A 22,441-nucleotide genomic window follows, 5' to 3' on the forward strand; every position below is an offset into this window, starting at 1 on the left:
TCAGCGGCCCTGGAAGCGCGGCTCGCGCTTCTCGATGCGGGCCATGATGGCCTCCTTGAGGTCCTCGGAGTCCCACACCGCGTGCAGCCGGGCCTCCTCGGCCTCGGTGAGGGGTTCGACGGCGACGTCGCTCTTGAACAGCGCCTTGTAGTTCTGCAGCGACAGCGGCGCGAGGCCGGCGATGCCGCGGGCGAACTCGAGGGCCGCCTCGCGGTCGCCGATCGCGTTGGCGAAGCCCAGCTCGGCGAGCTTCTCGGCGCCGATCTTCTGCGCGGCCATGAGCACGCCGCGGGCGTGGCCGCCGCCGACCAGGTCCTCGAGGCGGCGCAGCGTCCACTTGTCGATGGTGACGCCGAGCTTCGCGGCCGGGATCGCGATGGTGGCACTGGGGTCCAGCACGCGCAGGTCGGCGACCATCGCCATCTGCACCCCCGCGCCGACGGCCGGCCCGTTGAGCGCGGCGACCACGATCTGCTTCATCGCCTCGACCCGGCGGTAGAAGCGGATGACCCGCTCCATGAAGTTCTTGTCGAGCACGGCCCCCGACCGCAGATCCGCCCCCGCGGAGAAGACGGTGCCCTGCCCCGTGAGCACGATGACGAAGACCTCGTCGGCCTCCGCGCGGTCGAACGCCGCCTCCAGGCCGTCCATGATCTCGGGGTTGAGAGCGTTCCGCGCTTCGGGGCGCTGGAACTCGATGACGGCGACCTTCTCCTCCAGCGTGTAACCAATCATGGCCCGCAATCTACGCTACGGGGGTGAAGGATGTCGTCGTGGTCGGTGCTGGCCAGGCCGGTCTCTCGGCCGCTTACTTCCTCCCTCGATTCGGTATCGAGAATTTCGTTGTGCTGGATCACAACGCCGGTCCGGGCGGCGCGTGGCGCCAGCGCTGGCCGTCACTGACGCTCCGCTCGGCGAATCATGTGCACGACCTGCCGGGCTGGGGCCTGCAGGACGCGCTCGGCACCGACTGCGATGACATTCCGGCCGCCACCGGCGTCGCGCAGTACTTCGGCGAGTACGAACGCCGGTTCGGGATCGACGTGCACCGGCCCGCCCACGTCGCGTCGGTCTCGCGATGCGACGGCGGCTACCTCGTCGCCGGACACGGCGCCGAGGGCCCGTTCGAGTACCGGGCCGCCGCCGTCATCAACTGCACCGGCACGTGGGACCGGCCCTTCTGGCCGACGGTGGCGGGCGGACCGTCGTTCCGCGGGACCCAGCTGCACGCGCACGACTACCGCACCGCCGAACCCTTCGCGGGCAAGCGGGTGGCCGTCGTCGGCGCCGGGATCACCGCGGTGCAGCTGCTGCTGGAGATCGCCGAGGTCGCGGAGACGGCCTGGTTCACCCGCCGCGAGGTCCAGTGGGACACCACGCCCTTCGATCCCGACAAGGGTCGCCGCGCCGTCGCGCGCGTCGAGGAGCGGGTGCGGGCGGGCCTGCCGCCCGGATCCGTGGTCTCGGTGACGGGCCTGCCGATGACCGACGCCATGCGCCGCGGCATCGAGGCCGGGGTGCTGGTCCGGCGCCCGATGTTCGCCTCGCTCTCGCCCGACGGTCCGCTGCTGGCCGACGGCACGCTCGTCCCCGCCGACGTGATCCTGTGGTGCACCGGCTTCCGCTACTCGATGGACCACCTGGCGCCGCTGAACCTGCGGTCCCCCGGCGGCGGCATCGTGATGACCGGGCGGCTGGCGACCGAGGTCGCCGGCGAGCCGCGGCTGCACCTGCTGGGCTACGGGCCGTCGGCGTCGACGATCGGGGCGAATCGTGCGGGGAGGGAGGCGGCGCGAGCCGTTGCCGAGGTCGTGGGCGGGGCCGGCGGGCCTCGACCGGGACGGGTGGGGGAGACGCCGCTCGCTTAGACCTCCTCGCCTCGCCTAGCGGCTCGGGTCGTCCGATGCGCTCGACGGCGTCTCCCCCACCCGTCCCTCGTTTCCTTCGGGGTCGCGTCCGGCACGGTCGCCGTCCCACGTTGGCGTTGGGACCCGAGGTTGGTGTGCGGGCGGCTCTCCGGTTGTGTCCGAGACGGACAGGCCCGGTGCCCATCATCTTTCGAAGGGTTCTGCGATGTTCCGCGTCGGATTCGTCGCAGAACGCTTCGAAAGATGTGTGTTGCGGCGGTATGGGTGTCGTCCCCCGCGCCGCGCCGGATCCCCACCGCACGCCAGCGCCGGCGCCGGCGGTGAGAGGCGCCAGCACGGGCTGTCCGATCCGGACAGGATCCGAGAGTCGGCCGCAGGGCACCATCGCACCCCGGGCGCCGCATCGCGGCGCCCGGGGCTGGACGGGGAAATCAGTGCAGGTTGAACACGGCCGGGTCGGGGCCGATGCGCTTGCCCTCGATCGCGCTGATCCGGGCGACCTCGTCGTCCGAGAGCTCGAAGCCGAAGACGTCGAAGTTCTCGGCGATGCGGGCGGGCGTCACCGACTTGGGGATCACGACGTTGCCGAGCTGCAGGTGCCAGCGCAGGATCGCCTGCGCGGGGGTGACGCCGTGGGCGGACGCGATCTCGGTGACGGCCGCGTCCTTGAGCGACTCGCCCTGCCCCAGCGGCGACCACGCCTCGGTGGCGATGCCGTGCTCGGCGTGGAAGGCGCGGAGCTCGTCCTGCGGCAGGCCCGGATGCAGCTCGATCTGGTTGATCGCCGGGGTCTCACCGGTCTCCTCGATGAGGCGGCGCAGGTTCTCCACGGTGAAGTTGCTGACGCCGATGGCCTTCGCCCGGCCCTCGTCGCGGAGCTTCTGGAAGGCCTTGAAGGTGTCGACGTAGCGGTCGTACTCGGGAACGGGCCAGTGGATGAGGTACAGGTCGACGTAGTCGGTGCCCAGGCGCTCGAGGGAGCCGTCGAAGGCGCGCAGGGTCTCGTCGAAGCCCTGGTCGGAGTTCCACAGCTTGGTCGTGAGGAAGACCTCGTCGCGGGCGAGGCCGCTCTCCGCGATCGCGCGCCCGGTGCCGGTCTCGTTCTCGTAGACCTTGGCCGTATCCACACTCCTGTACCCGACGCGCAGGGCCTCGGCGACGGCGTCGCGCGCACCGTCGTCCGGCACCTGCCAGACGCCGAAGCCGAGCTGGGGGATCGAGGTTCCGTTCTTGAGCTTCACGTTCGGTACGGTCATGGCCCGAACAACGCGGCCGGCGCGCGCGGTGTTCCCAGTAACCTGAATTCCATGGCGATCACGGCGCAGGACCTCATCGATGCGATCCTCGACCGCGGCACCTTCACCAGCTGGGACGGCCCGCTGCCGGACGTCGGGCCCGACGCGGAGTACGCCGCCGCGCTGCACCGCGCGCGGGAGCGGTCGCACCACGACGAGGCCGTCATCACCGGCGAGGGCCGCATCCGCGGGCAGCGGGTCGCCCTCATCGCGTGCGACTTCGCCTTCCTCGGCGGCTCGATCGGCGTGGCCGCGGCCGAGCGGATCGTGACCGCGGTCGAGCGGGCGACCGCACTGCGGCTGCCGCTCCTCGCCACGCCCACGTCGGGCGGGACGCGCATGCAGGAGGGCACCGTCGCCTTCCTGCAGATGGTGAAGATCTCGGCGGCGATCACCCTGCACAAGCAGTCGGGACTGCCGTACCTGGTGTACCTGCGCGACCCCACGATGGGCGGGGTGTTCGCGTCCTGGGGCTCGCTGGGCCACGTGACCATCGCGGAGCCGGGCGCGCGCATCGGCTTCCTCGGCCCGCGCGTGTACGAGGCGCTGCGCGGCGAGCCGTTCCCCGACGGGGTGCAGACCGCCGAGCACCTCTTCGAGCGCGGCCTCATCGACGGGGTGGTGCCGCTCCGGTTCGTCCGGCTGTTGGCGCACCGCACGCTGCGCGTCCTCGCGGGGGCGCAGGACGCCGACCCGCTGGCCCCGCACCTCGGGGTGGTCGAGGAGCTGGACACCGCCGACGACGACATCCCCGCCTGGGACTCGGTGCGGATCAGCAGGGAGTCCGGGCGGCCCGGTGTGCGCGCCTTCCTCCGGCACTCGGCCACGGATCGGCTGCCGCTCTCGGGCACCGGCGAGGGCGAGACGGACCACACGCTGCTGCTCTCCCTCGCGCGGGTGCAGGGCTATCCGTGCGTCGTGGTCGGGCAGGACACCACGCGCGCCGACGGTGCCGCTCCCCCGCTGCTCGGCCCGGCGGCGCTGCGCGCGGCGCGCCGGGGCATGCGGCTGGCCGCCGAGCTGAGCCTGCCACTGGTGCTCGTCATCGACACCTGGGGCGCCGCCCTCTCCCCCGAGGCGGAGGAGGGCGGCCTCGCCGGGGAGGTGGCGCGCAGCCTGTCCGACCTGGTGACCCTCACGGTCCCGACGGTGTCCGTCCTGCTCGGGCAGGGTACGGGCGGGGGCGCGCTGGCGATGCTGCCCGCCGACCGGGTGCTGTGCGCGCAGCACGCGTGGCTCGCGCCGCTGCCGCCGGAGGGCGCGAGCGCGGTGATGTACCGGGACACCGACCACGCCGCGGAGATGGCCGACCGGCAGCGGATCCGCGCGGCGGACCTGCTGGAGGACGGCATCGTGGACCGGGTCATCCCGGAGCGCCCGAACGCCGCGGACGAGCCGACGGAGTTCTCCCGCCGGGTGGGACTGGCGGTGAGCGACGCCCTCGCGGAGCTCTCCCTCATCCCCGATTCGATCCGGATCAGCCGGCGGCTGGACCGCTACCGGTTCCTGGGCGGACGCTGATCAGTCGCGGACGGTCACTCCCCACTGCACGCGGGAGGGGTCGACGGTGGTGACGGTGACGGTCACGTCGTGCCGGTGGCCGCGGGCGGTCATGGCGCAGCTCTGCCGGGCCCCGACGATGCCGGCCAGCGCGCCGTCGCAGGTCACCGCGTCGACGTGGCGCTCGCGGGCGAGCACCTCCCGGGTGCGGCGTTCGAGTTCGCGGACCGCGACGCGCTGCCCGGACCGCGGCGCCCCGGCGACAGTCGAGTCCCAGTTCACCCGGTCGCCGTCGACGTCCGTGACGCGCAGCTGCACCGCGAAGTCCTCGCCGCCGCGGTGCAGCACGCAGGACTGACCGGCGCCGACCTCGGCCTTCAGGCCGCCGTCGCAGTGCAGGGCGTCCGACGGTGCCGCGGCCACCTGCGCGAGGGTGCCGCGTTCGACCTGGTCCTGGGCCACCTCGCCGGGCGCGAGCATCGTCCAGCACGCGGCGATCGCGACGCCGGCACCGCCGACGACGACCGCCACCGCCCGCAGACCCATCGCGACTCTTTTCCGTAACTAAACTCCATCTTCACCACATGTGAATTGTGTTTATTGAATCACGGTCCGGTTGCGATCTCAACACGAACGTGAGCCGCGTCTCGGTCGTCGCCGCTCAGCCGGCGCCGGTGACGGTCAGGTAGATCAGCGCGACGTTGAGCACGACGATCAGTGCGCCCGCGGCGGCGGACGCCCACCGCAGCGGGGCACGGTCGGCGAACTCCCCCATCAGCGCGCGGTCCGCGGTGAACCGGCGCAGCGGCAGCAGCGCGAAGGGGATGCCGAAGCTCAGCACCACCTGCGAGATCACGAGCGCCTCGGTGGGCGGGACGCCGACCGCGAGCACGCCGATCGCGGGCACCATCGTCACGAGCCGCCGCACCACGACGGGGATCCGCTTGCGCAGCAGGCCGGCCATGATGGTCCCGCCCGCGTAGCTGCCCACCGACGTGGACGCGAGGCCCGACGCGAGGAGCCCGACCGCGAAGAGCCCGGCGACCACCGGCCCCAGCGCGTCCCGCACCGCGGCGTGCGCCCCCTCGATGGAGTCGGTGCCCTCGCGGCCGTACAGGGCACTCGCGGCGAGCACGAGCAGCGCGATGTTGACGGCGCCCGCGATCACCAGCGCGAGGATCACGTCGACCCGGGTGACCTTGAGCAGGTGGCGCGCCCGCTCGGCGCGGCCCTCGGCGGGCGGCGCGCCGTGCCGGTCGACGACGAGCGCGGAGTGCAGGTAGATGGCGTGCGGCATCACGGTGGCGCCGAGCATCGACGCGGCGAGGAGCACCGTCTCCGTGCCCTGCAGGCGCGGGACGAGCCCACCGAGGACGGCGCCGCCGTCGGGCGGCGCGACGATGAGGCCCGCGAGGAAGCCGACCACGATGATCGCGAGCAGTCCGACGATCACCAGCTCGAACCGGTACTGGCGGCGACCGTCGGCGAGCACGAGCAGCGCCGTGGAGATCACGCCGACGATGAGCCCGCCCCACACGAGCGGCACCCCGAACAGCAGATTCAGGGCCAGCGCGCCGCCGATCACCTCGGCGATGTCCGTCGCCGCGGCCACCAGCTCGGCCTGCCCCCAGAACGCGAGGCGCGAGCGGCGCGGCAGCCGGTCGCCGAGGACCTGCGGCAGCGAGCGGCCCGTGACGACGCCGAGCTTGGCGGACTGGTACTGGATCATCACCGCCATCACGTTGGCCAGCACCAGGACCCAGACCAGCAGGTATCCGTACTTCGCGCCCGCGGTGACGTTCGCGGCGACGTTCCCGGGGTCGACGTAGGCGATGGCGGCGACGAACGCCGGTCCGAGCAACATCATGGCGCGCACCGGGGGCTGCTTCTTCTGCACGGCGGTATCGGTCAGCACACTGCGAGGCTATGCGAATAAGAGTTTTCGGTCAACCGAAATCTGTGGTGCGGCGGGGCGGGACCCGCTGCGCCCCTAGGCTGCACCCATGACCACACGCGACCACGGCGATCCCGGCGACGCCCCCACCATCGCCCCGCCCCTCACCGATGTCGCCGAGCCGCGGCGACCCACCGCCGCCGAGGAGGCGCGCACGGTGGCCGCGGCCACCAACACCGCGACGCTCGGCAGCCTCTCCGCCGACGGTGCGCCGTGGGCCTCGCTGGTCACGTACGGGCTGCTCGGCGGCGACCCGGTGCTGTGCGTCTCACACATGGCCGAGCACGGCCGGAACCTGCAGCGCGACCCCCGCGCCAGCGTCTCGATCGTCGCGCCGGACGCCCCGTCGGACCCCCTGGCGAACGCGCGGATCACGCTGGCGGGCAGAGTGATCCGCCCTGACGGGAAGCGCCTCGCCGCGGCCCGGGAGGCCCACCTGGCGGCCGTGCCCGCGGCGAAGTACTACCTCGACTACAGCGACTTCACCGTGTGGCTGCTCGAGGTGGAGCGGGTGCGCTGGGTGGGCGGCTACGGGCGGATGGACTCGGCGACCCGCGGGGAGTACGCCGCCGCCGAGCCGGACCCGGTGACGCCGCACGCCGCGGGCGCGGTGCGCCACCTCAACGACGATCACGCCGCCGCGCTGCTGGACATGGCCCGGGCGCTGGGCGGTTACCCCGACGCCACGGCGGCGCGCTGCGAGCGGGCCGACCGGTACGGCCTGGATCTGCGCGTGGACACCCCGCGCGGCTGGGCGGTCACCCGAGCGGGCTTCCGCGAGCCGCTCGGCGCGGCCGGCGAGCTGCGGCAGGCCACCGTCGCGCTCGCCCGGCTGGCCGCCGGACGGTAGGCCGCCGGCCCGCGCCGCGGGCGGGACGTCAGCTCGGCGGCGGGGTGGTCGTGGTGGCCGGCACCGGCTGGGCGACGGTCGGCTTGGGCGCCACGGGCTTCGGGGCGACGGTCGTGGTCGGCACCGGCGCGACCGTGGTGGTGATCTTCGGCGGCGTGATGACCGGCGCCTGCGTCGTCGGCGGCGGCGTGACCACCGGCGCCTGCGTGGTCGCGGGCGGCCGGGTCACGACCGGCGCCTGCGTGGTGACGGGCGGAGCGACCGTCGTCTGCGGCGGAGCGACCGTCGTCTGCGGAGCGGGAGCCGCGGTCGTCGGCGCGGGCGCGACGGTGGCGGTCGGCGCGGGCGCGACGGTGGTCGGCGCGGGGGCACCCGCCGGCGGAGTGACCGGGGCGGCCGGCGAGGAGGCTCCCGGCGCGGGCGCCGTCGACGACGGTGCGGCGGACGTCGGGGCGCCCGCGGACGGTGCGACGGCCCCACCGGTGCCGCCCGGCGCGGCCGACGTGCCCGCCGCCGCCGACGTGTCCGCCGCGGTGGTCGTGCCGGCCGCGGTGGTGGTGGTCGGCGGGCTCGCGACGGCGACGGAGACGCTGGTGCCGATCGCCTGCTCGACGGCCGAGGGACTGCCTGCCTGCACCGTGGCGCCCTGCAGCGCCGCGGCGACGGGCACCGTGACGGCGGGGTCGGTGTTCACGTTGCCGGGCACGGCCTGGCCGGGCAGCGCGACGACGGGGGCGACCCGCGGCGACGTCGGCAGCGGCTGCAGCACGACGCCCGGCGCGACCGGGGCGGTCACGGTGGTCGTCGTGGTCGTCGTGCTCGACGTGACGGTGTACACCGGCGCGACGATGCGCGCCTGGTCGCGAACGTCCACCGCGCGACCGGGCGTCACCGCCCACACCGGGTAGAAGGGCTCGGTGTAGCGCGGGTTGACCCGCCGGTACGGGTTGGTGCCGATGTTGATCGTGATGGAGACGGAGATGATCGGCTGCGGCCGCGGCCGGGTCCAGTTGCGCGGGTACACCCAGATGATGGGCACGTCGGCCCGGAAGCCGGGGTCGAACCAGGGCTTGGGGTAGCCGGGCCGCAGCCAGGGGCGCGGCTGGTCGGGCGTCCACGGGCGCACGCCGAGCTGGCGGCCGTACAGGGTCCAGCAGGTCTGCGTCTGCGCTTCGATCCCCGCGATCCAGGAGCCCCAGCGGCCGGTCTCGCAGATGGTGCGGTAGGCGTCGATCTGCGGCTGGGTGTACTGCCAGGGCCGCGTGTTCGCGGGCCGCGACAGTGGCGCGGGCGGAGCGGGCTGCGGCGCCACCGCGAGGCCCGGCACCGGGGGTGCCGGCGGGTAGTAGACGGTGGTGTTGTTGCTCGTCGAGGTGATCGTGCCCTGCGGCAGGCCCGCGTTGACCGCGGCCTGCGCGGGGATCGGGTCGCCCATCATGATGACGTCCTTGGGCGGGACGACCACGCCGTCGGTCTGGAACGCGCCGGGGTTCGAGGTGTACTGGTCGCCCGTCACGGGGGTGAACGCCACCGGCGAGTCGTCGTTCGCCGCATCCTTGCCGCAGCCCGCGACCATCCCCGCCACCGAGAGCACCGCGACCGCCGCAGCTGAGACCCTGACCCTGTTCATCTGTCCTCCGACCCCGACCGCCGGCACGATTCGCGGCGATATCCACCCATTCTTATCGGCCGACGGTGCGCGCGCCATCGCCGGGACGGGATCGGGACCTATTCGAGACCGACAGCAGTGCCGCTGTGACCGCGCGCCGGCGCGCGGCCCCACGCGAACGCGAGGGCCCCGCACCGTCGAACGACGGTACGGGGCCCTGCAGCGTTGTCGAGCTACTTGACGCCGAGCAGATCATGACGGGGACGAGGCCCCGTGCTCGACGAACGTCGAGCTACTTGACGCCGAGCAGATCGATGACGAACACCAGCGTCTTGCCGGACAGGCGGTGCCCGCCGCCGGCGGGGCCGTAGGCCAGGGCCGGCGGGCAGATCAGCTGGCGACGGCCGCCGACCTTCATGCCCGGGATGCCCTCCTGCCAGCCGGCGATGAGGCTGCGCAGCGGGAAGTTGATGGACTCGCCGCGGCTCCACGAGGAGTCGAACTCCTCGCCGCTGTCGAACTCGACGCCCACGTAGTGCACGTCCACGACGCTGCCGGGCTGGGCCTCGGCACCGTCGCCCACCACGATGTCCTTGATGACGAGCTCGGTGGGCGCCGGGCCCTCGATGAACTCGATCTCGGGCTTGGTCATAGAGACTCCTTTGATCAGGCGGTGCAGATTGTCGCGCCGGATGGGCGGCATCTACGCGCCGGGGTAGTCACGGGCGGTCGAGCCCGTGTAGATCTGCTGAGGACGGCCGATCTTGGTGGTCGGGTCCTCGTGCATCTCACGCCAGTGGGCGATCCAGCCGGGGAGCCGGCCGAGCGCGAACAGCACCGTGAACATGCGCGTCGGGAAGCCCATCGCGCGGTAGATCAGGCCGGTGTAGAAGTCCACGTTCGGGTAGAGCTTGCGCTCGATGAAGTAGTCGTCGTGCAGCGCGACGTCCTCCAGGCCCTTGGCGATGTCGAGCAGCTCGTCGGACACGCCGAGCAGCTCGAAGATGCGGTCCGCGGTCTGCTTCACGATCGCCGCACGCGGGTCGTAGTTCTTGTAGACGCGGTGCCCGAAGCCCATGAGCTTCACGCCGTCTTCCTTGTTCTTGACCTTGTTCATGAAGGCCGTGGTGTCGCCACCGGAAGCCTTGATGTCGTCGAGCATCTCGAGGACGGCCTGGTTGGCGCCGCCGTGCAGCGGGCCCCACAGGGCGTTGATGCCGCCGGAGATCGACGTGAACAGGTTCGCGTTCGACGAGCCCACCAGGCGCACGGTCGACGTGGAGCAGTTCTGCTCGTGGTCGGCGTGCAGGATGAGCAGCATGTCGAGGGCCTTGACTATCTCCGGGTCCACCTCGTAGGGCTCGGCCGGGAAACCGAAGGTCATCCGCAGGAAGTTCTCCACCAGGCTCAGCGAGTTGTCCGGGTAGAGGAAGGGCTGGCCGACCGACTTCTTGTAGGCGTACGCACAGATCGTCGGGAACTTGGCGAGCAGGCGGATGGTCGAGAGCTCGACCTGCGCCGGGTCGTTGTGGTCCAGCGAGTCGGGGTAGTAGGCGCTCAGCGCGTTCACGGCGGACGACACCACGGGCATCGGGTGCGCGTTGCGGGGGAAGCCGTTGAAGAACAGCTTGAGATCCTCGTGCAGCAGGGTGTGCCGCTGGATCTTCGCCGTGAACTCCGCCAGCTGCTCCGGGGTCGGCAGCTCGCCGTGGATCAGCAGGTAGCTGACCTCGATGAAGGTCGACTTCTCCGCCAGCTGCTCGATCGGGTAGCCGCGGTAGCGCAGGATCCCCGCGTTGCCGTCGATGTAGGTGATCGCGGACTTGCACGAGGCGGTGTTGACGAAGCCGTTGTCGAACGTGCTGTAGCCGGACTGCGCGAGGAACTTACCGAGCGCGATGCCGTCTGCACCCTCGGTCGCCTTGACGATCGGCAGCTCGATCTGGCCGCCGGGGTAGGCGACCGTAGCGTTCGCGGTGTTGTCATCAGTGGACAATGTTCGTATCCCCTCGCTGTAGTCGGCGGATAAAAGCTACCTGGCTAGAACCTAGCGGTATCGCGGTTCCTCGCGAAAACGAGGGTGTCACCGGATGCCCCATTCGGTGCCCCACACGGCACCGGGGACGAGCCGGATCACGTCGGTTCCGGTGTGGAGGGCGTTGCCCGGGGCGGACATCGGCTCGACGGCCAGGGCCCGGCCGCGACCGGGGTATCCCTTGCCGCCGGCGGGGTCGGCGATGAACACCTGGACCCAGGGCAGCGACGGTGCGGTCCACAGCTCCGTCTCCCCCGACGGGCCGCGCAGCACGGTGGTCCGGGCCACGTCGGTGAACGGGGTGTCGATCTGCACACCGTCGAGGGAGCGCGGGGTGCGGTAGTCGTACTCGGTCCCGTCGACGGTGCGGGGCGGACCGTCGGGCAGCAGCCGCCCGTCGAGGGGCTGCCACCGCCCGGCACCGAGCTCGAGGGTGCACGAGTCGACGGGGTCGTCGCCCACGCGCAGGTAGGTGTGGAATCCGACGGCGAGCGGCAGATCGCGGTCGCCGTCGTTGCGGGCCTCGAACGTGCAGGTCAGCCCGTCGGCGGCGACGCTGTACCGGATCCGCAGGTGCAGGTCGAAGGGCCAGCCGGGGTGGTGCCCGACGTCGCGGACCAGGGTCACGGCGTCGGGCGCGACCTCCACGTCGTCCCAGTCCACGGCGCGCACGAGGCCGTGGTTCGCGGTGCCGGTGTCCGGATGGGTGACGGTGAGGCGGTAGACCTCGCCGTCCCAGGAGTAGAGGCCGTCCTCGGTGCGGCCCGGCCAGGGCGCGAGGACCAGCCCCGCGGAGAGGGGCGGCTTCGCGCCGAGCGGCCACTCCTCGGTCAGGGCGACGCCGTCGTGGCGGAGCCCGCGCAGGCCCGCGCCGTTCCGTGCGATCTCCGCGACGTAGCCGCCGGCCGCGATCGTGAACCCGGGTTGCACCGACATGGCCGCAATAGTACGGGCGTGCACGGGTGCGGCGAGCGGCGTCCGCGGTACGGGCGCCCCGTGCAACCCCGCGCAACCTCCGCCCGTTTCCGCGGCCGGCGGGTCAGCGGGCGAGCGTGCCGGAGATCACGGTCGCGACGGCGGACTGCAGCGCGGGCACGAGTTCGGTCCGGAACACGGCGAGCGCGGGGTCCACGACGTAGGCGGATTCGCACAGCCGGGACTGCTCGGCCTGCGTGTAGACCGCGCCGGAGAGGGTGAGCATCAGGGAGGCCGCCCCGGGGGCGGCGTCGCCCAGTTCGGGGACGGCGCGGGTGAGCACGCCCGCGAGGGCGTCGAGCCCGGCGAGGGCGGCGCGCTTGAACCGCACGATCGCGTCGGTGGAGACGTTGCGTTCGAGGACCGAGGCCTGCGCGGAGACCAGGTCGAGCAGGTCCGGGTGGGCGGCCGCGACCCGCGCGTACACGGCGGCGAAGGCCTCGACCCGCGCGGCGAGCGGCGCGTCGTCGCGCCCCTCGGCCGTCCATGCCTCGCCGAGTTCGGCGATGCAGCCGGACGCGGACCGGACGAGCACCTCGAGCAGCACTTCCTCGCGGGACTCGAAGTAGCGCAGCACGTTCGACTTCGCGAGGCCGACGCGGCGGCTGAGTTCGCTCAGCGTGAGGGAGGCGACCTGCATCTCGCGGAGCATCGCGGCGGCGGCCGCGAGGATGGCCTCGCGCCGCTCCTGCCGCTGCTCCGCGCTGCGCGCCCGTTGGAAACCCACGGGCCGATTTTACAGACCGTTGTTCTCTTGACAGTAGAACGCCGGTCTCTTAGCGTGGAGCACACAACAGACCGACGGTCTCTTAACTGCCGCATCCCGAGGAGTAGCCATGAGCTGGACCGAGAACGACGTCCCCACCCAGACCGGACGGGTCGCCGTCGTCACCGGCGCCAACACGGGCCTGGGCTTCGAGACCGCGCGGGTCCTCGCGCAGAAGGGCGCCGAGGTCGTGCTCGCGGTGCGCGACACCGCCAAGGGCGCCGAGGCCGCCCGGCGCATCGCCGCCGTGGCCCCGGGCGCGACGGTCCGCGTCCAGCGCCTGGACCTCGGCTCGCTCGCCGCGGTGCGCGAGGCCGCCGCCGAACTGCGCGCGAGCACACCGCGGGTGGATCTGCTGGTCAACAACGCCGGCGTCATGTACCCGCCGAAGCAGACCACCGCGGACGGCTTCGAGCTGCAGTTCGGCACGAACCACCTGGGCCATTTCGCGTGGACCGCGCAGGTCCTCGACCTCCTGCTGGACGTGCCCGGCTCCCGCGTGGTGACCGTCGCGAGCATCGCGCACCGGATCCGTGCCGCCATCCACTTCGACGACCTGCAGTGGGAGCGCTCGTACGACCGGGTCGCCGCCTACGGGCAGAGCAAGCTCGCGAACCTGCTGTTCCACTACGAGCTGCAGCGCCGCCTCGAGGCCCGCGGCGCCGAGCGCGGCACCGTCGCGCTGGCCGCGCACCCGGGCATCGCCGATACCGAATTGGTCCGCAACCTGCCGGCGCTGCTGCAGAAGGCGCAGGCGGTGGCGCCCCTGTTCTCGCACGACGCGGAGCACGGCGCACTCCCGCAGCTGCGGGCCGCGACCGACCCCGGCGCCCTCGGCGGCCAGTACTACGGCCCCGACGGTCTCGGCGAGCGCCGCGGGGCCCCGCGGGTCGTGGCGTCCAGCGAGCAGTCCTACGACCTGGACCTGCAGCGCCGCCTGTGGGCGGTGTCGGAGGAGCTCACCGGCGTCGCCTTCCCCGTGTAGTCACACGATTTCCCTCTCAGCGGGCCAGCGCGACACATATCGTCGCGGCGGCCCGCTGGAGTGAAGTTTCGGATCAGCCGACGATCTTCTGCAGCCAGGCGCGATCGCCGAGGTCGACCCGCCGGCCGTCGTGCACGACCGTCGGGGTGCCGGTGGACCCGATGGCGGCCAACGACGTCCCGTTGGCCTTGTCGATGGCGGCGGCGTCGACGCCGGTCCTCCCCTCGCGGATCTTCGCGACCGTCGCAGCGGCGACGCCGGCCTTCGCAGCGATGTCCGCGATCCCGGCGTTGCTCAGATCGTCGGTGCCACCCTCCCGCGGCTGCGCGTCGAACAGTGCCGCGACGAACCGCTGAGTGGTCGCGGACGAGGACGCCTTCGCTGTGGCGGCGAACGCCGCCAGCGCTCGCGACGAGTACGTGCCGCTCGCCGACATCCGGTCGAGGAAGGCCATCGGCCGGTACACGACGGTGAGCCTGCCTGCGGCGACCGCGGAGGAGATCGCGGCACCGTTCTCCCGCTCGAGGAGCGCACAGGCCGGGCAGAGGAAGTCGACGTACACGGTCATCTCGCGGCCGCCTGATCCGACCGTGATCGCTCCTTCGGACGCCACCGGTCGCGCGGCACCCGGGTCAGCGACGGCGGACCCGGTGATCGAGCGAGAGCAACCGGTCAGCGCGAGGACGGCGACGACGGCCAGCACAACCGCAATGACTCCACGATTCGTCTTCATGGGTTCAGGGTAGTCACCGGGCGACGCGGTAGCGGACGAAGGCGGGCACCGCCAGCGCCGCGAGCACGGTGAACACGACGACGAGCACGCCGCCGCCCGCCGCGGCCATCGCGGCGCCCGCGGTGGCGGCGGCCGCGCCGTGCAGCGCGTCGCCGATGCGGGGGCCGCCGGCGACGACCACGATGAAGACGCCCTGCAGCCGGCCGCGCATGTCGTCGGTCGCGGCCTCCTGCAGCATCGTCGAGCGGAAGGCGGCGGAGAACATGTCGGCCGCGCCGCCCACGGCGAGCAGCACCAGCGCCGCCCACAGCCAGCTGACGTGCGCCGCGACGCCGAACCCGGCGATCGCGAGGCCCCACAGCACGATCATCACCACGACAGCCAGGCCCTGCCGAGCGACGCGCGACGTCCAGCCCGACAGCACGCCGCCGAGCACCGCGCCCACCGACATCGCGGCGAACAGGGCGCCGAAGACGAAGCCGCCCTCGATGGGATCGCCGAAGTTCTCGTGCGCGATCTGCGGGAACAGGGCGCGCGGCATGCCGAAGACCATCGCGATGATGTCCACGACGAAGCTCATGAGCAGCACCTTGTGCCCCGCGAGGTACCGGAAGCCGTCGATCACCGAGCTCAGGCCCAGCGACTGCCCCTTGTCCTCCGGCTTGATCGACGGCAGCCGCCACACCGCCCACAGCGTGAGCATGAGCGAGGCGGCGTCGATCGCGTACAGCCAGTGCACGCCGACGACGGGGATGAGCGGCGCCCCGAGCATCGGGCCGGCGATGGCCCCGAACTGCATCACGGTCATGTTGAGCGAATTCGCCGCGGGCAGCTGCTCCGGCGGCACGAGCCGCGCGTAGATCGCGGAGCGCGTCGGCTGGTTGACGCCGAAGAACGCCTGTTGCAGCGCGAACGCCCCGAGGACGAGCCAGACGTTGTCGGGCAGCAGCGCCAGGGTCAGCGCGGTGCCGGCGAGGCCGAGCGTCGTGCCGATGATGACCAGCCGCCGGTCCAGCGCGTCGGCGATCGCTCCGCCCCACAGGCCGAAGATCACGAGCGGGACCAGGCCGAAGACGCCGGTCAGGCCGACGTACGCCGAGGAGCCGGTGATCGCGTAGATCTGCGCGGGCACCGCGACGGCGGTGAGCTGCGCGCCGATGACGGTGACGATGCCCGTCCACCACAACCGCCGGTAGTCGGGGTTCTGCAACGGCCGGGTGTCGGCCAGGAGTCTCGGCACTCGAAAGATCCTACGACTACCTCACGATCGCCCGCGACCCCGCGCACCCGCTACCGTGGCGCCGGTGATGAGGCTCGCCCGCGCACGCATCGACGGTGCCGCCCTCGTGGACGTCGACGTCGACGGGGGCCGGATCGTCGCGCTCTCCCCCGCCGGCACCACCCGCGCCCCGGGCGACGTGCTCGACCTCGACGGCCGCCGCCTGATCCCGGGCCTGTGGGACGAGCACGTGCACGTGCGGACGTGGGCCGTCTCCACGCGCCGGATCGACGTGCGGTCCGCGACCGGCCCGGAGGAGGTCGCCGCGCTGGTCCGCGCCGCCCTCCCCGAGGCGGAGCCGGGCCTGCCCGTCGTCGCCGCCGGCATGCGCGACGGGCTGTGGGGCGGCGCACCGTCGCGCCGGCTGCTCGACGAGATCGCGCCGGACGTCCCCGTCATGGTCGTCTCGTCGGACCTGCACAGTTCCTGGTCGAACGCGGCGCTCGGCCGGCTGCTGGGCATCGAGCTCGACGAGACGGGGATGCTCCGCGAGGCGGCGAGCTTCGCGGCGGCGACCCGCGTCGAGTCGCTGGTCGCGGACCGCGCCGACGCCTGGGTGATCGAGGCCCTCGCGGGGCTGGGCGGGCGCGGCGTGGTCGGCGTCGTCGACCTGGATTTCGACGATGCCGCCGGTGCCTGGGAGCGGCGGCCCGCCCCGCCGGTGCGGATCGACGCGGGCGTGTACCCGCAGCACCTCGATGCCGCCGAGGCCCGCGGCGCCGGCACCGGCGCCCCGATCACCGGGCTGGCCCGCGTGGGTCCGCTCAAGGTCATCACCGACGGTTCCCTCGGCACCCGCACCGCCTACTGCCATGCGCCGTATCCCGGCACGAGCGACCGCGGCGTGCTGGAGGTCCCGCCGGAGCGGCTCGTCGAGCTGCTGCGCCGCGGCGCCGCGCTGGGCCTGACCCCGGCGATCCACGCGATCGGCGACGCCGCGAACGCGCTGGCCATCGACGCCTTCGCCCGGGCCGGGGTCCGCGGCCGGATCGAGCACGCGCAGCTGCTGACGGAGGCCGACCTGGCGCGGATGGCGGCGCTCGGGATCGGCGCGTCGATCCAGCCCGAGCACATGCTCGACGACCGCGGCCTGGTCGCCCGGTTCTGGTGCGACCGCGCCGCGGACGCCTTCCGCGTCGGCTCGTTGCTGGCCGCGGGCGTCGACGTGGTGTTCGGCTCGGACGCCCCGGTCACGCCGTTGGACCCGTGGTTCGCGATCGCCGCGGCGGTCACCCGCAGCCGCGACGGGGATCCGCCGTGGCAGCCGTGGGAGGCGGTCGACGTGGAGACCGCGCTGCGCCTGTCCTCCCGCACCCGGATCGGTGTCGGCGCGCCCGCCGACCTGGTGGCGCTGGGCGCCGACCCGACGCCGGAACGCCTGCGCACCATGCCCGTCGACCTCACGCTGGTGGCCGGCGGGATCACCCACAGCGAGCTCTAGGGCTGCAGCCGCACCGGCGTGTACTCGGGCGCGACGAGGCGCACCCGGTTGTGCACCCGGTTCTCCCGGCCCTGCCAGAACTCGACGACCTGCGGCGCGATCCGGTAGCCGCCCCACTCCGGGGGCACCGGCACGTCCCGCCCCTCGAACCGCGCCTCGACCTCGGCGAACCGCTCCGCCATCGCGGCGCGCGAGGCCACCGGCCGGGACTGGTCGGACGCCCACGCCCCGAGCTGCGACCCCCGCGGCCGCTGCGCCCAGTAGGCGGCGGTCTCCTCGGGCGTCACCTTCGTCACGGCGCCGCGCACGTGTACCTGCCGATGAATCGCGATCCACGGAAAGGTCACGGCGGCAACGGGGTTCGCCTCGACGGCGTGGGCCTTGTCGGAGCCGTAGTTGGTGTAGAAGACCACGCCCCGCTCGTCGAGGCCCTTGCACAGCACGGTGCGGGTGGCCGGGAGCCCCGTCTCGTCGATGGTGGCGAGCACCATCGCGTTGGGCTCGGGCGCGTTCGCGGCCACGGCATCGTCGAACCAGGAGCGCCAGAGCGTCACCCACGCCGTGCGCCCGTCCCCCGCCAGGTCCTCGGGCTGGAGGTCGAAGGAGTCGCCGTCGTACTTCTCGCGCATCGCCGTCAGGTCCACGGAGCCGAGACTACTCACTAGGCTTACGCAGCATGACTGAGATTCCGGGCGGGCTCGAAGGCGTCGTCGCGTTCTCCACGGAGATCGCGGAGCCGGACAAGCAGGGCGGGGTGCTGCGGTACCGGGGCGTCGACGTGGCCGACCTGGTGCGCGACCGGGTCACCTACGGCGAGGTGTGGGGCCTGCTGGTCGACGGGGAGTTCGGCAACCCGCTGCCGGCCGCCGAGCCGTTCCCGCTGCCGATCCACAGCGGCGACGTCCGCGTGGACGCGCAGGCGGGCCTCGCCATGCTGGGCCCGCTGTGGGGCTTCGAGCCGCTGCTCGACATCGACGACGCGACCGCCCGCGAGAACCTGGCGCGGGCCTCGGTGATGACGCTGAGTTTCGTCGCGCAGTCCGCCCGCGGCCTGGAGCGGCCGGCGGTGCCGCAGCGGATCATCGACCAGTCCCCCACCATCACGCACCGGTTCATGACGCGCTGGCACGGCGAGCCCGACCCCGACCACGTGCGCGCGATCGACGCCTACTGGGTGGCGGCCGCGGAGCACGGGCTCAACACGTCGACGCTCACGGCGCGGGTCATCGCCTCGACGGGGGCCGACGTCTCGACGGCGCTCTCGGGCGCGGTCGGGGCCCTGTCGGGGCCGCTGCACGGCGGCGCACCGTCGCGCGTGCTGCCGATGCTCGACGAAGTGGCCCGCACGGACGATCCCCGGGGCGTGGTCACCGCGCGGCTGGATCGCGGCGAGCGGATCATGGGCTTCGGCCATCGCGTGTACCGCGCGGAGGATCCCCGCGCCGACGTGCTGCGCTCGGTGGCGCGCGACCTGCAGGCTCCGCGCTACGAGGCGGCGGCCGCGCTGGAGCGCGAGGCGAACGCGATCTTCGCCGAGCGCCGCCCGGACCGGGCGATCTCGACCAACGTCGAGTTCTGGGCGGCCGTGATCCTCGACTACGCGGGGGTGCCGCCGCGGATGATGCCGGCGATGTTCACGTGCGCGCGCACCGCGGGCTGGTGCGCCCACATCCTCGAACAGAAGCGCACGAACAAGCTGATCCGCCCGTCCGCCCAGTACACCGGCCACGGCCCGCGGCAGCCGGAGGACGTGCCGGGATGGGACACCATTAGGATTTAGGGCATGACGATCGAGATCCCCGCCGCGCTCAAGCCCGTCGACGGCCGCTTCGGCTGCGGCCCGTCCAAGGTCCGCCCCGAGCAGCTGCAGTCGCTCGTCGATACCGGCGCCTCGGTGTTCGGCACCAGCCACCGCCAGGCCCCCGTGAAGAACGTCGTGGGCCGCGTGCGCGAGGGCCTGAAGGACCTGTTCGACCTCCCCGAGGGCTACGAGGTGGTGCTCGGCAACGGCGGCACCACCGCCTTCTGGGACGCGGCCGCCTTCGGCCTGATCCGCGAGCGCAGCCAGCACTTCACCTACGGCGAGTTCTCCAACAAGTTCGCCTCGGTCGCCAAGGGCAACCCGTTCATCGGTGACCCGGTCGTCGTGTCGAGCGATCCCGGCAGCGCCCCGGAGCTGGTGGCCGACGGCTCCGTCGACCTCATCGGCTGGGCGCACAACGAGACCTCGACGGGCGTCGCGGTGCCGGTCAGCCGGCTCGCGGGCAGCGAGAACGCGCTCATCGCGATCGACGCCACCTCGGGCGCCGGCGGCCTGCCGGTGAACGTCGCCGACACCGACGTCTACTACTTCGCGCCGCAGAAGTGCTTCGCCGCCGACGGCGGCCTCTGGGTCGCGCTCATGAGCCCCGCCGCCCTGGCGCGGGTCGAGGAGATCAAGGCCTCGGGCCGGTACACGCCCGAGTTCCTCTCGCTGCCCATCGCGGTGGACAACTCGAGCAAGAACCAGACGTACAACACCCCCGCGCTGGCGACGCTGCTGCTGTTCGCGAACCAGATCGAGTGGCTCAACGGCAACGGCGGCCTCGACTGGGCCGTCGCGCGCACCAAGGATTCGAGCGACCGCCTGTACCGGTGGGCCGAGGCCAGCGAGTTCGCGACGCCCTTCGTCACCGATCCCGCGCTGCGCAGCCAGGTGGTCGGCACCATCGACTTCGACGAGAAGATCGACGCCGCCGCCGTGGCCAAGACGCTGCGCGCGAACGGCATCGTCGACACCGAGCCGTACCGCAAGCTGGGCCGCAATCAGCTCCGCATCGGCATGTTCCCGGCGATCGATCCCGAGGACGTCACCGCTTTGACCAAGTGCATCGATTTCGTGGTCGAGCGCGTGTCGGCCGACGCGTAGCGAATCGAAGAACTACCCTTGCACCATGCAGGAGCTGCGGGTTGTGGGACTGGACGACGACGGGACGTCGGTGGTCTGCGAGGGCCCCGCGGGACGTTTCCGCCTGCCGATCGACGACACCTTGAAGGCAGCCGTGAGCGGTGAACTCGGAAGCGGCACACAGACGGAGCTCGAACTGGGCGCCGATCTGTCGCCGCGGGAGATCCAGGCCCGCATCCGGGCGGGTGCCACGATCGAGGAGATCGCGGAACTCACGGGCGCCCCGAACCACCGGATCAAGCGCTTCGCCGGTCCGGTGCTGCTGGAGCGGTCCCGGGCGGCGGAGATGGCGCAGCTCGCGCACCCCGTGCGCGGCGACGGCCCGATGCACGCCACCCTCGCCGACGTGATCCGCACGGCGCTGGCCGAGCGCGGCCACGCCGACACCACCGAGTGGGACGCCTTCAAGGGCGCCGACAACCGGTGGGTGGTCTCGATCAGCTGGAGCGTCGGCAAGTCGCGCAACCAGGCGCACTTCAAGTACGCGCCGGGCGCGCACGGCGGCACCGCCAGCCCCGTCGACGAGACGGCCCGCGGCCTGCTCGATCCCGATGCGCGGCAGGGTCTGCGGAGCATCGACCGGTCCGCCGACGAGCCGCTGCGCGCGGTCCCCGGCGCCGCGCCGGTCGTGGAGGGAACCGTCGAGGACCACGCCGAGCGCCGCCCCGCGCAGGCGCCCGCGGCGGCGGTGGGCCAGCACGGCCGCCGGCACCCGGAGATGCCGTCCTGGGAGGACGTGCTCCTCGGCGTCCGCGGCGGGAAGAACGGATAGGGGCGTGGGCGCTACTGCTGCGACGCTCTGGTTCATCGACGTCGCGGAGCCGAAGGGCATCCTCGCGATCGTCGGTCGGCCCGACGAGGCCGCGTCCCGCGCGATCGCCGAGCGGGTGCTCGGCGAGCCCGTGGTGGGTCGCCCCGAGTCCCTGGCCCGCGCGGCCGATCCGCTGCCCGGGCACGTCTACGTCGCCGCGTGGGGCGGGCTGACCGTCGTGACGCACGCCGGCCTGCGCGTGGACCGGCCGAGCGAGCTTGACGAGTCCTGGTGGAACCTGGTGCCCGCGCACCGGGCGTTCCTGCTGGTGACGGCGCAGGAGCGCGCCGTCGGCGGCTTCGCGCTCCGCGCCGACGGTGCGCCGAAGCGGTCGTTCTCCGCGCACCCCGTCGACATCCTGGAGGACGAGGGCCTGCCCGAGCTGTTCGAGGGGCCGTTCTGGGCCGGCGAGCACCCGCTCACCTACGCCGAGGGCGTGACCCCGGACCCGCGGGCGCTGCCCTTCCATCCGATGGAGTTCGCGGAGCAGGCGAACCGCGAGATCCTCGGCTTCCGCTTCACGCACCCGCTCGCGCCCACGGATCTCGACCCGGCACGGATCCAGGTCATCGACTTCGTGCCCGCCTCCGGCGTCCCCGGTCCCGCCCCGCAGCAGGCCCAGGCCCCCGGTCCCGACGGTGCGCCGCAGCCCCCGGTCGAGCAGCCCGAGCAGACCTACGAGGACCGCGGCAAGGTTCGCAGCTTCTTCGGTTTCTGACACGCGCCACCGGCCATGACGAGCCCGTTGACACCGCCGTTCACGTCCGCCGGCGATGCCGCCCGGTTCGCGCGCGTGCTCAGCCTGTACCTGTACGAGCTCGATCCCGCGCCCGCCGTCGACTCGGCGGCACGCTTCCTCCTGCTCGGTGTCGTCGACCATCACCAGCCCGAATCCCCGTACTGGTTCGACAATTCCGCTGCGCCCTCGGTGCGGTGCGCACTATGCGCCGATCCGTACCCCTGCCCGACGGTGCTGCGGGTGGCGCTGTTCGCCCGGTTCCCGCTGGGCTGGCGACCGGAAGAATTGGCTGCCGAGATGCGCCGGACGTCGGTGGGGCTGAATCCTGATCATTCGGAGGTCGCACCCGGCCTGATCGTGGTCGATCTCGGCGATGGCGTCACGGAGTGGAGGCGGGACCGGAACGGCCTATGGACCGTGGAGTACACCGGTAAGGGCGGACAGTGGAGCCGTATCGAAGGCGATGACGCGCGGATGACCGACGTACTGCTCGACACCATCCGCAGTTGGGTCGGGCCGTTCGGCCGACGAGTCGACGAGGCCGACCTCGCTCTCGCCCGCGCGCACCTCGCCGCCGGAAAGGCCTGGTGGGCCTCGCACTCCGCGCTCCCCTACATCGCCGACGAGAGCAACCCCACCGTTCCGTGAGCCGAC

Annotated in this window: 22 protein-coding genes; 10 read left to right on the top strand and 12 right to left on the bottom strand. The window is 72.7% G+C overall.

What is annotated here, in order from left to right; genetic code table 11:
* On the bottom strand, positions 1 to 735 hold the full coding sequence (locus ELY19_RS03525) for an enoyl-CoA hydratase (protein ID WP_126194970.1): 735 nt from the start codon (positions 733 to 735) through the stop codon (positions 1 to 3).
* 23 nt (positions 736 to 758) lie between these two features.
* Between ELY19_RS03525 and ELY19_RS03530 the strand changes: the two genes are divergently transcribed.
* Entirely contained in the window at positions 759 to 1,868 is a 1,110-nt protein-coding gene (locus ELY19_RS03530) for an NAD(P)-binding domain-containing protein (protein WP_126194971.1), read from the top strand.
* Positions 1,869 to 2,299: 431 nt separating this feature from the next.
* On the opposite strand, the gene ELY19_RS03535 is transcribed toward ELY19_RS03530, so the two are convergent.
* A complete protein-coding gene (locus ELY19_RS03535) occupies positions 2,300 to 3,124 on the bottom strand; it encodes an aldo/keto reductase (RefSeq protein WP_164711500.1) in 825 nt (274 codons plus the stop codon).
* 51 nt (positions 3,125 to 3,175) lie between these two features.
* On the opposite strand from ELY19_RS03535, the gene ELY19_RS03540 reads away from it, so the two are divergent.
* On the top strand, positions 3,176 to 4,684 hold the full coding sequence (locus ELY19_RS03540; RefSeq protein WP_126194972.1) for a carboxyl transferase domain-containing protein: 1,509 nt from the start codon (positions 3,176 to 3,178) through the stop codon (positions 4,682 to 4,684).
* Here the strand turns inward: ELY19_RS03540 and ELY19_RS03545 are convergent, their stop codons facing one another.
* Together ELY19_RS03545 and ELY19_RS03550 are read right to left on the bottom strand one after the other, a co-directional pair.
* Complete coding sequence (locus ELY19_RS03545; RefSeq protein ID WP_126194973.1) at positions 4,685 to 5,209, bottom strand: DUF4333 domain-containing protein; 525 nt, start codon at positions 5,207 to 5,209, stop codon at positions 4,685 to 4,687.
* A gap of 115 nt (positions 5,210 to 5,324) precedes the next feature.
* The gene (locus ELY19_RS03550) at positions 5,325 to 6,530 is read right to left on the bottom strand and encodes an Nramp family divalent metal transporter (protein WP_232015615.1); all 1,206 of its coding nucleotides are present in this window, start codon (positions 6,528 to 6,530) and stop codon (positions 5,325 to 5,327) included.
* Positions 6,531 to 6,666: 136 nt separating this feature from the next.
* Here ELY19_RS03550 and ELY19_RS03555 point away from each other — a divergent pair, with 136 nt between their 5' ends.
* A complete protein-coding gene (locus ELY19_RS03555) occupies positions 6,667 to 7,467 on the top strand; it encodes a HugZ family pyridoxamine 5'-phosphate oxidase (RefSeq protein WP_126194974.1) in 801 nt (266 codons plus the stop codon).
* Positions 7,468 to 7,495: 28 nt separating this feature from the next.
* Here the strand turns inward: ELY19_RS03555 and ELY19_RS03560 are convergent, their stop codons facing one another.
* From ELY19_RS03560 to ELY19_RS03580, 5 genes are all read right to left on the bottom strand, one after another.
* Complete coding sequence (locus tag ELY19_RS03560) at positions 7,496 to 9,097, bottom strand: hypothetical protein (protein ID WP_126194975.1); 1,602 nt, start codon at positions 9,095 to 9,097, stop codon at positions 7,496 to 7,498.
* A 271-nt stretch (positions 9,098 to 9,368) separates the two neighbouring features.
* Positions 9,369 to 9,728 (bottom strand): FKBP-type peptidyl-prolyl cis-trans isomerase, encoded by a 360-nt coding sequence (locus ELY19_RS03565; protein ID WP_126194976.1) that lies wholly within the window; start codon positions 9,726 to 9,728, stop codon positions 9,369 to 9,371.
* A 51-nt stretch (positions 9,729 to 9,779) separates the two neighbouring features.
* On the bottom strand, positions 9,780 to 11,072 hold the full coding sequence (locus tag ELY19_RS03570; protein ID WP_068524148.1) for a citrate synthase: 1,293 nt from the start codon (positions 11,070 to 11,072) through the stop codon (positions 9,780 to 9,782).
* Positions 11,073 to 11,159: 87 nt separating this feature from the next.
* Positions 11,160 to 12,047 carry an aldose 1-epimerase family protein gene (locus tag ELY19_RS03575; protein ID WP_126194977.1) on the bottom strand — a complete coding sequence of 296 codons (888 nt, stop codon included), beginning with the start codon at positions 12,045 to 12,047 and terminating at the stop codon, positions 11,160 to 11,162.
* Between the two features lie 103 nt (positions 12,048 to 12,150).
* On the bottom strand, positions 12,151 to 12,813 hold the full coding sequence (locus ELY19_RS03580) for a TetR family transcriptional regulator (protein ID WP_126194978.1): 663 nt from the start codon (positions 12,811 to 12,813) through the stop codon (positions 12,151 to 12,153).
* 109 nt (positions 12,814 to 12,922) lie between these two features.
* Between ELY19_RS03580 and ELY19_RS03585 the strand changes: the two genes are divergently transcribed.
* Positions 12,923 to 13,837, top strand: a complete 915-nt coding sequence (locus tag ELY19_RS03585) for an SDR family NAD(P)-dependent oxidoreductase (RefSeq protein WP_126194979.1) — start codon at positions 12,923 to 12,925, stop codon at positions 13,835 to 13,837.
* Between the two features lie 73 nt (positions 13,838 to 13,910).
* Here the strand turns inward: ELY19_RS03585 and ELY19_RS03590 are convergent, their stop codons facing one another.
* Together ELY19_RS03590 and ELY19_RS03595 are read right to left on the bottom strand one after the other, a co-directional pair.
* Positions 13,911 to 14,570 (bottom strand): DsbA family protein, encoded by a 660-nt coding sequence (locus ELY19_RS03590; RefSeq protein ID WP_126194980.1) that lies wholly within the window; start codon positions 14,568 to 14,570, stop codon positions 13,911 to 13,913.
* A gap of 13 nt (positions 14,571 to 14,583) precedes the next feature.
* On the bottom strand, positions 14,584 to 15,810 hold the full coding sequence (locus ELY19_RS03595; RefSeq protein WP_126194981.1) for an MFS transporter: 1,227 nt from the start codon (positions 15,808 to 15,810) through the stop codon (positions 14,584 to 14,586).
* Positions 15,811 to 15,877: 67 nt separating this feature from the next.
* Here ELY19_RS03595 and ELY19_RS03600 point away from each other — a divergent pair, with 67 nt between their 5' ends.
* Positions 15,878 to 17,290 (top strand): amidohydrolase, encoded by a 1,413-nt coding sequence (locus ELY19_RS03600; RefSeq protein ID WP_126198677.1) that lies wholly within the window; start codon positions 15,878 to 15,880, stop codon positions 17,288 to 17,290.
* Here the strand turns inward: ELY19_RS03600 and pdxH are convergent.
* Positions 17,287 to 17,919: a pyridoxamine 5'-phosphate oxidase gene (gene pdxH / locus ELY19_RS03605; RefSeq protein WP_126198678.1), complete on the bottom strand. Its 633-nt coding sequence runs from the start codon at positions 17,917 to 17,919 to the stop codon at positions 17,287 to 17,289. The two genes, ELY19_RS03600 and pdxH, sit on opposite strands and share 4 nt — an antisense overlap.
* Before the next feature lie 47 nt (positions 17,920 to 17,966).
* On the opposite strand from pdxH, the gene ELY19_RS03610 reads away from it, so the two are divergent.
* From ELY19_RS03610 to ELY19_RS03630, 5 genes are read left to right on the top strand one after another with little or no spacing between them, the layout of a single operon-like run.
* Complete coding sequence (locus ELY19_RS03610; RefSeq protein WP_126194982.1) at positions 17,967 to 19,070, top strand: citrate synthase 2; 1,104 nt, start codon at positions 17,967 to 17,969, stop codon at positions 19,068 to 19,070.
* Between the two features lie 3 nt (positions 19,071 to 19,073).
* Complete coding sequence (gene serC, locus ELY19_RS03615) at positions 19,074 to 20,198, top strand: phosphoserine transaminase (protein ID WP_126194983.1); 1,125 nt, start codon at positions 19,074 to 19,076, stop codon at positions 20,196 to 20,198.
* Positions 20,199 to 20,223: 25 nt separating this feature from the next.
* Entirely contained in the window at positions 20,224 to 21,009 is a 786-nt protein-coding gene (sepH, locus tag ELY19_RS03620; RefSeq protein ID WP_126194984.1) for a septation protein SepH, read from the top strand.
* Positions 21,010 to 21,013: 4 nt separating this feature from the next.
* Positions 21,014 to 21,766, top strand: a complete 753-nt coding sequence (locus tag ELY19_RS03625) for a DUF6928 family protein (protein WP_126194985.1) — start codon at positions 21,014 to 21,016, stop codon at positions 21,764 to 21,766.
* 15 nt (positions 21,767 to 21,781) lie between these two features.
* Complete coding sequence (locus tag ELY19_RS03630; RefSeq protein ID WP_126194986.1) at positions 21,782 to 22,435, top strand: hypothetical protein; 654 nt, start codon at positions 21,782 to 21,784, stop codon at positions 22,433 to 22,435.
* The last annotated feature ends 6 nt before the right edge of the window (positions 22,436 to 22,441 follow it).

This window comes from Tsukamurella paurometabola, assembly GCF_900631615.1.
GTDB classification, from domain to species: Bacteria; Actinomycetota; Actinomycetes; order Mycobacteriales; family Mycobacteriaceae; genus Tsukamurella; species Tsukamurella paurometabola_A.

Coding starts and splice junctions, on each gene's coding strand:
- ELY19_RS03540 (WP_126194972.1), top strand. CDS start 3,176: ATGGCGATCACGGCGCAGGACCTCATCGATGCGATCCTCGACCGCGGC.
- sepH (WP_126194984.1), top strand. CDS start 20,224: ATGCAGGAGCTGCGGGTTGTGGGACTGGACGACGACGGGACGTCGGTG.
- ELY19_RS03560 (WP_126194975.1), bottom strand. CDS start 9,097: ATGAACAGGGTCAGGGTCTCAGCTGCGGCGGTCGCGGTGCTCTCGGTG.
- ELY19_RS03585 (WP_126194979.1), top strand. CDS start 12,923: ATGAGCTGGACCGAGAACGACGTCCCCACCCAGACCGGACGGGTCGCC.
- ELY19_RS03575 (WP_126194977.1), bottom strand. CDS start 12,047: ATGTCGGTGCAACCCGGGTTCACGATCGCGGCCGGCGGCTACGTCGCG.
- serC (WP_126194983.1), top strand. CDS start 19,074: ATGACGATCGAGATCCCCGCCGCGCTCAAGCCCGTCGACGGCCGCTTC.
- ELY19_RS03555 (WP_126194974.1), top strand. CDS start 6,667: ATGACCACACGCGACCACGGCGATCCCGGCGACGCCCCCACCATCGCC.
- ELY19_RS03600 (WP_126198677.1), top strand. CDS start 15,878: ATGAGGCTCGCCCGCGCACGCATCGACGGTGCCGCCCTCGTGGACGTC.
- ELY19_RS03590 (WP_126194980.1), bottom strand. CDS start 14,570: ATGAAGACGAATCGTGGAGTCATTGCGGTTGTGCTGGCCGTCGTCGCC.
- ELY19_RS03545 (WP_126194973.1), bottom strand. CDS start 5,209: ATGGGTCTGCGGGCGGTGGCGGTCGTCGTCGGCGGTGCCGGCGTCGCG.
- ELY19_RS03550 (WP_232015615.1), bottom strand. CDS start 6,530: ATGATGTTGCTCGGACCGGCGTTCGTCGCCGCCATCGCCTACGTCGAC.
- ELY19_RS03630 (WP_126194986.1), top strand. CDS start 21,782: ATGACGAGCCCGTTGACACCGCCGTTCACGTCCGCCGGCGATGCCGCC.
- ELY19_RS03610 (WP_126194982.1), top strand. CDS start 17,967: ATGACTGAGATTCCGGGCGGGCTCGAAGGCGTCGTCGCGTTCTCCACG.
- pdxH (WP_126198678.1), bottom strand. CDS start 17,919: ATGCGCGAGAAGTACGACGGCGACTCCTTCGACCTCCAGCCCGAGGAC.
- ELY19_RS03535 (WP_164711500.1), bottom strand. CDS start 3,124: ATGACCGTACCGAACGTGAAGCTCAAGAACGGAACCTCGATCCCCCAG.
- ELY19_RS03525 (WP_126194970.1), bottom strand. CDS start 735: ATGATTGGTTACACGCTGGAGGAGAAGGTCGCCGTCATCGAGTTCCAG.
- ELY19_RS03565 (WP_126194976.1), bottom strand. CDS start 9,728: ATGACCAAGCCCGAGATCGAGTTCATCGAGGGCCCGGCGCCCACCGAG.